The sequence below is a fragment of the Protofrankia sp. Cj3 genome (assembly GCF_917627355.1).
Classification (GTDB): Bacteria; Actinomycetota; Actinomycetes; order Frankiales; family Frankiaceae; genus Protofrankia.
This window is the reverse complement of record NZ_CAKJTR010000162.1, coordinates 1-10,596: the sequence shown is the minus strand read 5'-3', so window position 1 is coordinate 10,596 and position 10,596 is coordinate 1. Positions and strand designations below refer to the sequence as shown.

Sequence of the window (10,596 nt, the reverse complement as noted above, 5' to 3'; positions counted from 1 at the left end):
CTACCTGTGTGCCGGACGGGCCCGATCCTGATCCTGCTGCCGCCGGTGGCAAGGGGCGCCCGCCCGGTGACGGCAACCCACCCGCCCCACCGACATCCCCCGCCTCCCCCGACGACGGAAACCCGAATCGTGATGATGACCTTGCTGCCAGGTTGCGGAAAGCGGTGCAAGATCGTTATTATTCGATTACGGATCGTACGAGCTCTGAGTATCAGTCTATTCGACAGCGTGGACCGGTGCTTACGGGAGTGATAGACAAACAAACAGGGGAAATCTTTTTCGGTCAAAATACTGGCATTCCTGAGCCGCTTTACCCTGAGCTCCAAGCGCGCCTCAATGAATTTGAGGGGCCCCATGCGGCGGGGAAGGGTACCCCGGGTGCTCATTCTGAAATAAATGCACTTAATCAAGGTCTTTGGGCGAGGTTGGATGCTGACGTCGAGGACTTCCTGATATATAATCTACGTCTTCGGGGTGCTGGGCAGGGCATGCCGATTGCTCGGTGTCCTAACTGTGTGGTTCTAACTCGAGGCGCGGAGGAAATCCCATGAGTGGAAGCGATGAATCTGGTGTGGCGAGGGTAGAGGATTCGGAGCTCGATTTCGATGAAGATCTGATATACACTTATCGCGGTGTTCTTTTTACGGGCATTGGATATGAAGAGGTGCCCGGTCATGGATTCTCAGAGATTAGTTATCGTCAGGGGATGCAAGCGGGGCCTGCGAGGGACTGGTATCCATCGGGAGCTCTGAAGGGCGAGTCCTATTTCTGGGAGAACGTGCTTCACGGACCGTTGCGGGAGTTCGACGAGGATGGGAACGTTCAATTTGAAGCGGTGTATGAGTATGGAATATTGGTCTCTTCTTTGAGAAGTGACGCTTCTGGAGCAGTGGTTGAATCCTCCGAAATTAGCGATGAAAGTCCGAACTTCTCGTTGTTGGAGCGATATCGTCGCGAAAGGGCATGGCCGGCACGAGAAGAATGATCTGTGGGAGTCCGGCCCAGGTAGCTGCCAGGATACCGTGCGACGTGCGGTCGCGCATGGTGAGTGGGCGCGGACTGGGCTGCCTCCGACGAATTCCTCGTTACGTTCATGTGTGCCGAGCTGGCTGTGTCCCGCTCCGGCTACTACGCCTGGCGCTGTGGCCAGCGCAGTCAGCGCTCCCGCGACGACACCACCGAAACCACCATGATCATGAAGATTTACCGTGAGGGGCGTGGCAACCCCGGTGTGCGCCGCGTCCGTGCCGGCCTAGCCGTGGTCGGTCACTTCCTGTTGTCCAAGCGGGTGTGGCGCCTGATGAAGGTCGCTGGCTTGCGGTGACGTCGTCCGAAGGCGTGGAAGCGTACCACGATCGGCGGTGACCGGTCCGTGCCAGTCCCGATCTGCTTGGCCGCGACCCCACAGCGCTGTGGGACGTCGACGGCTACGAGACGTCGAGCCACGCCCGGAGCGCCTGACGGATGACCGATGACGTCGCTGGCGTTCGTGTGCTCGGCAGTCAGGGCTGGCGCGCCTGTTGCGGTGCTTGGGTCGCCACGGATGAATTTGTTCGGTTGAGGCGGACAGGCGGACAGTTTTGGTCCGGTGCCTACAAGGTCACAGCGGCCGGTAGGCATCTCGGCGGTGTTCGATCCGGAGGAGGACGACTTCGCGTTTGTCTTCGTTGATGCGGTAGAGGACGCGGTAGGTGCCTCGTTGGGCTGACCAGATTCCGTCGAGGTCGAAGCGCAGAGCCTTGCCGGCTCTGCGAGGGGGCGGTGACCAGAGCGGTGGTGAGGAACTCGACGGCAGCGGTCGTGACCGCCTCGGGTAGCTGGGCGGCGAGCGCGCGCCGGGCGGGTGGGGCGAGGACGGGCTCGTAGTCGCTGTCGTTCATCTGAGCAGGTCGCGTACGGCGGCGGTGCCGCGCAGGACGTCGCCGCTGGCGTAGGCTTGGTTGGCTTCACGGATGTCCGCCAGTGCCTGTGGATCGCGCAGGACGTCGATGGTCTCTTCCAGCTGGGCGAGGTCTTCGGGGCTGATCAGGACGGCGGCGGCGTGGCCGTTGCGGGTCAGCACGATCCGTTCGTGCTGGCGCTCGACGCGGTCGACGAACTCCGAGAGGTGGTCGCGGACGGTGCGGAGCGACTCGATACTCATGGCCACAATCGTGGCCCCTCGGTTGTCTGGTGTCTGTCTTCCTGCCCGCCGTCGCTAGTGCTTGTGATCGTTTCGGCGAGGAGCTGGGACTGAATCGTTCCGGGTTCCTTGGGTGCCGAGGCAATTCGACTACCACATCGGTGGGGTATAAGGCGGCGGAGAACCGTACCTTCGTAGGTAGTCATAGCCGCTGCCGGGCGCCGATGACGGTTTTATGACTGGTTGATCGTGAAGGTGCACCAGACGGATTTACCGTCGTCGGTGTTGCGCGCTCCCCAGCGATCCGCGATCAGTGAGACGAGGTGGACGCCGCGGCCGTGTTCGTCGTCCGCGGTCGCTCGCAGCCGCTGTGGCAAGGTGCTCGCGGCGTCGCGGACGTCGAGTATCAACTCGTGCCCGGCTGGCCGTAACCGCAGGTCCATGGGCACTTCCCCGTACAGGACGGCGTTGGTGACGAGTTCACTGACGGCAAGAACGACGTCAGCGGCACGTTTGGGTGGGATCCGCCACGACGCCAGCGCCGCGGCGGCGGCCTGGCGGGCGTCCCGCACGCTCTGGACGCTGCCGCTGATCTCCATGTGCAGCATGGGCTGGCCGCCATTCACCGACGGTAATGGCGATGGCGACGCCTGGACGAGCAGCAGCGCGATGTCGTCGTCCTGGGCGCCGGGGAGCATCCGGTCGACGAGGCGATCTGGCAGCGCGTCCAGCGGGATGTCGCGGGAGCCGGCCAGGTGCTCGCGGAGTTTGTCGATGCCGGCGTCGATGTCACGGCCGCGCTGCTCGACCAGCCCGTCGGTGTAGAGAGCCAGCATGGCGCCCGGGGGGAGGGCGACCCGCTGTTCGGTGAATTCCGGCAGATCGGCACCCAACGGTGGCCCCGATCCCGCGGTCAGCGGGCGAACGGTCCCTGCCGGGTCGACGAGCAGCGGGGGGAGATGCCCCGCGCTGGCGAAGGCCAGAGAGTGCTTGAGCGGGTCGTACACGGCGTAGACACAGGTCACGATCGAGTCCTGGGTCAGGTCGCGGACGACGCCGTCGAGCAGCTCAAGCACGTCCGCTGGGGCCAGGTCGAGGCGGGCGTAGGCACGTACCGCCGCGCGCAGCTGTCCCATGACGGCTGCGGCACGCACGCCACGGCCCATCACGTCGCCGATCACGAGCGCGATCCGGCCGGCGCCGAGCTCGATCACGTCGTACCAGTCCCCGCCGACCTCGGTCTCGCCTTCGGCGCGGTAATACACAGCGGTCCGCAGCGCGCCGTGGACAAAGGACGTCGCGGGCAGCAAGCTCCGCTGGAGTTCGGCGGCGATCCGGTGCTCGCGGGCAGCCGACTGTTCGATCACCGCCGCCGTCCGCACCGCTTCCTCGGCTCGTCGCCGTTCGGTGAGGTCCAGGCAGGAGCCGATGTAACCGGTGAATCGGCCCGCCAGGTCGAAGATGGGGCGGCCGACATCGAGTATCCACCGGTAACCGCCGTCCGCATGACGCAGCCGGTACTCTGTTTCGAACGGCTTCCGGTCGTTGAAGGCCTCGCGGTAGAGCGCGACGCAACGGTCGAGATCCGCCGGGTGCACGCCTTCGGCCCAGCCGTATCCCAGCTCCTGCTGAACCGTGCGGCCGGTGAACGAAAGCCAGGTGTTGTTGAAGTAGTCGCATCCGCCGTCGGTGCCGGACCGCCAGATCAGCAGCGGGAAATCGTCGAGAAGGTGCAGGTAGTGCGCGCTCACCTGCCGGGCCCGCTCCAGCTCCAGGTTCGCCCGCACCCGTGCTCGCAGTTCCGCGACCGAGAACGGTTTGGTCAGGTAGTCATCCGCCCCTGCCTCCAGCCCGGTGACCGCGGCGTCTTCCCCCGCGCGTGCCGACAGTACGACTATCGGCAGATGCACCGTTGAAGCGTCCGCGCGGATGGCCGCGAGCAGCGCGAAGCCATCCACCTCCGGCATCATCATGTCGGTGAGTACCAGGTCCGGTGGCGTGTCCCGGATCTGCTGGAGCGCCGCTGTCCCGTTGGCGGCGGCCGTCACGTCATAGTCGCTGGACAACAGCGTGATGAGGTAGTCGCGCATGTCCGCGTTGTCGTCCACGACCAGTACCCGCGGCTGGCCGGTAGCGCTGTCCGGGCGCGGGTGCGCGGCAGTGGGGCGAGCGGACCGATCCTTTTCTTCCGCCGCACCTGTGTTGTCACCGGTGCTGCCGGTGCTGCTAGCGACGTCGACGACGCCGGGCTGCGGCCGGTTGGACCACCGCATCGCCTCGGCGAGGAGCCCATCGACAGACCCGGTGAGGGCAGCGGGGTGCGTGGGCGCCCGTTCAGCCGGTTCGGTGGGGATGACCCTGTCGGTGGGGAGGTGGGTATGACCGAACGGCAGCCGGACGGTGAAGGTGCTACCCGCTCCCAGCGCGCTCGAGACGGTCACCGTGCCGCCCTGCAGGGCAGTGAGTTCGGCGACCAGCGCGAGCCCGATGCCGGCTCCTTCGTGCGAGCGTCCGCCGGCATGCGGGACACGGCGGAACCGCTCGAACAGCCGGTCCTGCTCGGCCGGGTCAATGCCGATGCCGGTATCGGTGACCGTCAGTTCGGCCCAGCTGGCCGAGCCTTCACGCACCGCCGCTACCGAGACGGTGATGCCGCCGTGCAGAGTGAATTTGATGGCGTTTGACAGGAGGTTGATGACGATTTTGTCCCATTGGTCACGGTCGATCCATATCGGCTCGGGTAACGGCGGGCAGTCCATCGTCAGGGTGAGCCCGGCCCTCTCCGCAGCGGCTTGGAACATGCTCACCAGCTCTGCCGTGTGGCCCGCCAGATCGACGGGCTCATACTGGGGCTCCAGGCGGCCGGCTTCGATCCGGGCGAAGTCCAGCAGGTTGTTGACGAGCCGGAGCAGCCGTAGCGCATTGCGGCGGATCAGTTCGACCCGTTCGCGCTGTATGCCCGTGAGCGGGAACCTCTCGTCCACGAGGGCGTCCTGTGCCGGGCCCAGCAACAGCGTCAGCGGTGTGCGGAATTCATGGCTGATGTTGGCGAAGAAAGTCGTCTTCGCCGCGATGAGTTCATCCAGGGCAATCGCGCGATCGCGTTCTGCCGTGTATGCGACCGCGTTCGACATCGAACTGGTGATCTGATCGGCGGCGAGGGTGAAGAAACTACGGTAGTCCTCGTCCCACGGGCGCTGGGGGCTCACCCCCGCGACGAGGACTCCGCGCGCGCCGATGGCCTGCAGCGGCACGATGAGCGCCTGGCTGGCGACACCGAGTTGTGGCAAGGGCACTGTCAGTCCGTCGATAAGGGCTGGTTCGTCCCTGTCGAACGCGGTACGTGCTTTGGCGACCAACGCGGTACCAGCCGCCTTGATGTCCTCCGTGCCCGCTCCGGCTATGAGGCGGAGGGCGGGCCCGGGGCCGGGTTCAGCCCAGCCATCAGCCGGAGCATCAGCCGGATGAGCCGGAACATCAGCCAGATAGAGCAGCGCGAACGGGACATCGGCCCAGGCCTCGCCGAGCACCGTTGCCGCCCGTTCCAGAACTTCCGGGGTGGTCCGTGCCCCGTTCGTACCGGATGCCAGGGAGCGCAGTGTCCGCAGCCGACGCGCGCCGACCACCTGCGCGGTCGTCTCCGTACACGCGCTGAATATACCGCCGATTCGACCTGATTCGTCCCGCAGTGGGCTGTTAGAGAAGGTGAAATAGCATTCTTCCCGATATCCGTGCCGATTCATGGGAAGCATTTCGTCCTGGTAGAGGGAAGCTCCCTCCCCGGCCAGCACCGCGGTCAACATAGGGCCTACCGCATCCCATATCTCCGTCCACACGGCCTCGGCTGGGCGGCCCATCGCGCCCGGATGTTTGGCACCGAGCATTGACAAGTAGGCATCGTTGTAAATCTTCACCAGCTGCGGTCCCCAAAAGATCACTATGGGGAACCGGGATGACAGGCAGATGCCGATGGCTGTCCGCAGGCTCGGTGGCCAGGCCCACGGGGAACCGATCGGTGTCGCGGCCCAGTCCAGGTCACGCATCAGTGCCCCGGTGGTACCGCCGGCGTCGAACATCTGTGCCAATTCCGTCGGGAGCGCCGTCGCCGTCCCGGTAACGGCGGTCCGGCTGCGCTGGTGTTCCGTGCTTACCGAATACGGGTTGACGGGACCTGTACCGGTGGAACGCTCGACAATGATGTTCGGATCCTCCCGGATTACGCCTGACCGGCCAGACGCTCGGCTTCGGCGGTCACGATCAACCTATGTTCTGGTGGCCGATCCCTGCTCTGACGGCACCATGGCCCCCGCATCCGGCCCGTGGCCGGGCCGGACCGCTTCAAGCCCTTCGGTAAAAACCGAGGAGATACCCGCGCGATCCCGATGGAAACCCGTGAGAGCCGACCGAGCCGGGACCGTATCCGGAGCGTGAGCGGCCCGGCTGCGCGGTTCAGGTCGGGCAGCCCCGGCTGGCGTCGGTAGCCGTTTCGCCCCTGGCGCCGAGCGAGGCGACGAATTCCTTGGATGTAACCGGATGCGAGAACATCGGAAAATCATTGGCGATGGCGTTGTCATGCTCTTCCTGGGAGGTCGCCGCGACGCAGTCGGTGAGCGTGAAGACGTTGAAACCCTTCTCGTACGCGGTCCGCATCGTGGACTCCACACAACAGTTGGTCAGGAAGCCGCCAAGCGCGACATTTCTGATTCCTCTGCTCCGCAGGATGAAGTCGAGGTTTGTACTCATGAACGTGTCCAGGCCGCGCTTGCCCTCGACGATGATGTCACCTGCGGCGGGCGTGAGGCCCGCGACGATCCGGGCGCCCCACGAGTCCTTGACGAAGGCGTTGCTCGCCACCACCCCGGCGAGGATGCCGTAGGGCTTCGGGCTAATCTCGCCATAGCCCTTGGCAAACGAGATCGGCGCATGGATGATCGTGGCACCTGCCTGCCGGGCCTGTTCGGCGGCGGCGACCGCGTTGTCGAGCATGCCGGTCCGTTTCATCACATCCGCCACCGCGCTGTGCAGCGCGCCGCCGTCGGTCGTGAAGTCGTTCTGGAACTCGATGAGAAGCACAGCGGTTTCGATCGGGTTCAGGCTCATCCCGTCTCCCATGGCGGCAGCGGATAATGTCTCTCATCTCACACTACCGTCTTGGCTGGCTGTTTCAGAGCGACCGGCGACAGGTGCCGCGGCGCGCGAGGAGCCGCGGCACCGCGGGGCTGGGGGTACTGGTCAGGCAGTTGCCCCGGGGCATGGCCCCTGGGCGGCTACCGGATCTGGTACCGGCGGCACGCCCGCGCTGAGGACGCCCGCGACCACGCGTCGCAGCGCGTCGGAAAAACTGATCTGCTCCTGGGCGGTCAACGGTGCCAGGAGCTGCTGCTCGGCCAGGCGCAGGCGCGCGGTCACATCGCGGAGCCGGGCGAGGCCGGCCTCGGTCGGGCGAACTATGCGGGCCCGTCGGTCGGCTGGATCGGGGCAGCGTCTGACCAGCGTGCCGCGTTCGAGGTCGTCGACCAAGCGAACCATGACGGAACGGTCGACACCGAGGCGGCGGGCGACCTCAAGCTGGTTGCGCTCGCACCCGCCGGCAGTGGCCGAGAGTACCTGGAACCCCCGTAGCCCGCCGGGAAACTCCCCGACCGCGGTCTGCGCCGCCAGCAGGAACCCGTGCAGAGCCTGGCCTAGCAGCCAGCCGAGGTCCTTGTGAAGCTCTTCCGGCAGTGTGACCGCAGGCTCCGTCGCTCCAGCCTGCGCATCTGCGTACTCCACTCGTCCGATCCTACTGTTCGCGGTCTGAGACGGTCTTCCTGTACGATGCGTGTCAACACAGATAATTATGTATTGCTATAGTTTGGTGGCGCATTCATCCGTCCTGACAAGGAGATCATGTGTCCACGCTTCTGCACATCGACTCAAGCGTGAGCCCAGGCTCGGCCTCCCGGGCCGTCGCCGGCCAGTTCGCCGCTGCCTGGGCCGACAGCCACCCCGGTGGCAGCATCATTCACCGTGACCTGTCTATCACGCAGCCTCCCCACCTCAGCTGGGACGCCGTGTCCGCTTCGATGACGCCGGACGAGGCGCGGACGGCGGAGCAGGCCGCGGCCTGGCAGGCCCGTGAGGAGCTCATCGGTGAGCTCGAGGCGGCCGACAACCTGGTCGTGTCCGTCCCGATGTACAACTGGTCGATCACATCGACCCTCAAGGCATGGATCGACGGCGTCATCGTCGTTGGGCGCACAGTCAGCATGACGGGCGGCCCCGGTATCCTCACCGGCAAGCCCGTCACGGTCATCACCGCCCGCGGCGGAGCGTACGGGCCGGGCACCCCCCAGGAGGGCAAGGACTACCAGGAGCCCTACCTCCGGCATATTTTCGGGGCGCTCGGCGCGACCGACATCAGCTTCATCCACGTCGAACTGACGAGGGCTGCGGTCAACCCGGCCATGGCTGACCTCGTCCCGCTCGCCACGCAGTCGCGGGAAGCCGCTGAAAAGGCCGCGCTGGCCCGCGCGGCAGCCTGACCGGTCTGCGCTGGCAGCCCCGGCGAGAGATGCCACCGGCCCCGGCCGGTGCGCTGGGGATAATCGTCATCTGGTGGGAGCTCGGCTGGGATCGTGCGTGTGCCGGTAGCCCCGCGGCCGGTCGCCGAGCCGCTGGGCAGCGGGACTACCGGCGCAACGGCAGCGCCTTGCCCGGGTTGAGAATCCCGCCCGGATCGAGCGCGTGTTTCACGGTGTCGTGCAGTGACTGGGCGACGAGGTCCAGCTCGTCGGCGAGGACATGGCGTTTGATCAGACCGACGCCGTGTTCGCCAGTGACCGTCCCATCGGCTCGCAGCGCCAGCCGGAGCAGGTCGTCGAACGCCGCGAACGCACGGTGGGCGGCATCGGGATCGTCGTGCGGGTAGACGATCGTCGGGTGGAGGTTTCCGTCCCCCGCATGGCCGAACGTACCGATGACGACCTCGCGGTCAGCGGCGATCCGTTCGATACCGCTGATCGTCTCGGTGAGGCGCGAGCGTGGCACCGCGATGTCGTCGAGCAGCCAGGCGCCTAGCCGCTCGAGCGCGGGGAAGGCGAGCCGACGAGCGGTGAGCAGCGCGTCGGCCTGCTCAGCGTCCCGCGAACGGTAGCTTTCAGTGGCACCAGCGGCATCGTACGCGCTGAGGATGGCGTCGGCTTCGCGTTCACCGGCATGTCCCGGCAAGTCGCTCTGCGCGATGAGCAGCGCAGCCGCCGAGGTGTCCAGCCCCATCGGCTGGAAGCGTTCGACCGCTGCCAACGTCGTCGCGTCCATAAGCTCCAGCAGCGATGGCGTGGTCGTCAGCATGATGGCCTCGACCGCTCGGCCGGCGCTGACGAGGTCGGGGAACAGCGCGACGGCGGTGGTCGGCGGTGGTGGTGGTAGTGGACGCAGCCGCAGCCTGGCCTGGGTGACGATGCCGAGCGTGCCCTCGCTGCCGACGAACAGCCCGACCAGATCGTAGCCGGCCACCCCCTTGATGCCGCGACGCCCGATGCTGGTGACGCGCCCGTCAGCCAGCACGACTTCGAGGCCGAGCACGGCGTCGCGGGTGGCGCCGTACTTCACGCAACACAGGCCACCGGCGTTCGTGGCGATGTTGCCGCCGATCGTGCACCACTCCCGTGAAGCCGGGTCGGGCGCGTACAGCAGACCATGCGTGCTGGCTTCGTCGCGGAGCCGTTGGTTGATCACTCCGGGTTCGGCGACCGCGTATCCGTCGGCGGGGCGCATCTCGCGGATCCTGTCCATGCGGTCGAGACACAAGACGATGCAGCCGTCGGTCGCGTTGGCTCCGCCGGAAAGCCCGGAGCCGGCGCCGCGGGGGACCACCGGCACCTGGCGGGAGTGCGCGATCCGCATGACCGCTTGGACCTGTCCGGTGGTACGCGGGAAGACGACGACGGCCGGCTGCCCGGCGTCCGCCCCGGTCGCCTGATCATGACGATAGGAGACAAGAAGATCCGGATCGGTGATTGCCGCACCTTCGGGCAGCACCGCTTCAAGTGCCCTGGCCGTCGCGTCCTCGTTGCTTCGCCTGTGTGCCACCCGCTGGCAGTATGCCAGCCACCGGCAGCGGAGCCCGTGCCGGCCCCGTCGGGGCTTGTCCCGCGAACGGTCCCGTTCCGGTTATGGCGCCGTTCCGGTTTGTTGTGTTGTTCCGGTTGTGGCCCCGCTCCGCGCTGCCCGCGGAGCGGGGCGCCGCGCCGATTACCCCGTTCCGGGTTGTCGCGTTACGTCACACTACACTGAGCCATACATCGAGACAGGAGGGCTGGCGTGAAGTTCGAACTACTGAAGGCCCATGGCTCAAGCAACGACATACTCATCGTGGACGGCCGGCCCGACGAGCTTTTCGCGACGGTTGCCGAACTCGTCGGATTTGTTCGGCTCGTCTGTGACCGGCGGGGTCCGCTGGGGAGCGACGGGATCTATTTCGTGGACGATGC

General features: G+C 66.2%; 10 protein-coding genes. 4 read left to right on the top strand and 6 right to left on the bottom strand.

Annotation, left to right across the window (positions count from 1 at the left end; all coding sequences use genetic code 11):
- Positions 1–8: 8 nt before the first annotated feature.
- The 3 genes from MJ783_RS23740 to MJ783_RS18355 all read left to right on the top strand — a co-directional run bounded on the left by MJ783_RS23740 (position 9) and on the right by MJ783_RS18355 (position 1,324).
- Complete coding sequence (locus tag MJ783_RS23740; protein WP_370651690.1) at positions 9–551, top strand: YwqJ-related putative deaminase; 543 nt, start codon at positions 9–11, stop codon at positions 549–551.
- Complete coding sequence (locus tag MJ783_RS18360) at positions 548–985, top strand: toxin-antitoxin system YwqK family antitoxin (protein ID WP_239311924.1); 438 nt, start codon at positions 548–550, stop codon at positions 983–985. The genes MJ783_RS23740 and MJ783_RS18360 overlap by 4 nt, the downstream gene beginning before the upstream one ends.
- 63 nt (positions 986–1,048) lie before the next feature.
- The gene (locus MJ783_RS18355) at positions 1,049–1,324 is read left to right on the top strand and encodes a hypothetical protein (RefSeq protein ID WP_239311923.1); all 276 of its coding nucleotides are present in this window, start codon (positions 1,049–1,051) and stop codon (positions 1,322–1,324) included.
- 276 nt (positions 1,325–1,600) lie between these two features.
- Here the strand turns inward: MJ783_RS18355 and MJ783_RS18350 are convergent, their stop codons facing one another.
- The 5 genes from MJ783_RS18350 to MJ783_RS18330 all read right to left on the bottom strand — a co-directional run bounded on the left by MJ783_RS18350 (position 1,601) and on the right by MJ783_RS18330 (position 7,894).
- Positions 1,601–1,714, bottom strand: a complete 114-nt coding sequence (locus tag MJ783_RS18350) for a type II toxin-antitoxin system RelE/ParE family toxin (RefSeq protein WP_239311925.1) — start codon at positions 1,712–1,714, stop codon at positions 1,601–1,603.
- 162 nt (positions 1,715–1,876) lie between these two features.
- The gene (locus MJ783_RS18345; RefSeq protein ID WP_239311922.1) at positions 1,877–2,143 is read right to left on the bottom strand and encodes a type II toxin-antitoxin system Phd/YefM family antitoxin; all 267 of its coding nucleotides are present in this window, start codon (positions 2,141–2,143) and stop codon (positions 1,877–1,879) included.
- Between the two features lie 212 nt (positions 2,144–2,355).
- The gene (locus MJ783_RS18340; protein WP_239311921.1) at positions 2,356–6,198 is read right to left on the bottom strand and encodes a SpoIIE family protein phosphatase; all 3,843 of its coding nucleotides are present in this window, start codon (positions 6,196–6,198) and stop codon (positions 2,356–2,358) included.
- A gap of 373 nt (positions 6,199–6,571) precedes the next feature.
- On the bottom strand, positions 6,572–7,234 hold the full coding sequence (locus MJ783_RS18335; protein WP_370651689.1) for a cysteine hydrolase family protein: 663 nt from the start codon (positions 7,232–7,234) through the stop codon (positions 6,572–6,574).
- Between the two features lie 120 nt (positions 7,235–7,354).
- Positions 7,355–7,894: a MarR family winged helix-turn-helix transcriptional regulator gene (locus MJ783_RS18330; RefSeq protein WP_239311918.1), complete on the bottom strand. Its 540-nt coding sequence runs from the start codon at positions 7,892–7,894 to the stop codon at positions 7,355–7,357.
- A gap of 119 nt (positions 7,895–8,013) precedes the next feature.
- Between MJ783_RS18330 and MJ783_RS18325 the strand changes: the two genes are divergently transcribed.
- The gene (locus MJ783_RS18325) at positions 8,014–8,646 is read left to right on the top strand and encodes an FMN-dependent NADH-azoreductase (RefSeq protein WP_239311917.1); all 633 of its coding nucleotides are present in this window, start codon (positions 8,014–8,016) and stop codon (positions 8,644–8,646) included.
- 145 nt (positions 8,647–8,791) lie between these two features.
- On the opposite strand, the gene MJ783_RS18320 is transcribed toward MJ783_RS18325, so the two are convergent.
- Positions 8,792–10,195 (bottom strand): FAD-binding oxidoreductase, encoded by a 1,404-nt coding sequence (locus tag MJ783_RS18320; protein WP_239311916.1) that lies wholly within the window; start codon positions 10,193–10,195, stop codon positions 8,792–8,794.
- Positions 10,196–10,596: the final 401 nt, after the last annotated feature.

What these genes read in the sequence shown, in the direction of transcription:
- MJ783_RS18360 (WP_239311924.1), top strand. Translation starts at nt 548, where the DNA reads ATGAGTGGAAGCGATGAATCTGGTGTGGCGAGGGTAGAGGATTCGGAG.
- MJ783_RS18345 (WP_239311922.1), bottom strand. Translation starts at nt 2,143, where the DNA reads ATGAGTATCGAGTCGCTCCGCACCGTCCGCGACCACCTCTCGGAGTTC.
- MJ783_RS18340 (WP_239311921.1), bottom strand. Translation starts at nt 6,198, where the DNA reads ATGTTCGACGCCGGCGGTACCACCGGGGCACTGATGCGTGACCTGGAC.
- MJ783_RS18335 (WP_370651689.1), bottom strand. Translation starts at nt 7,234, where the DNA reads ATGGGAGACGGGATGAGCCTGAACCCGATCGAAACCGCTGTGCTTCTC.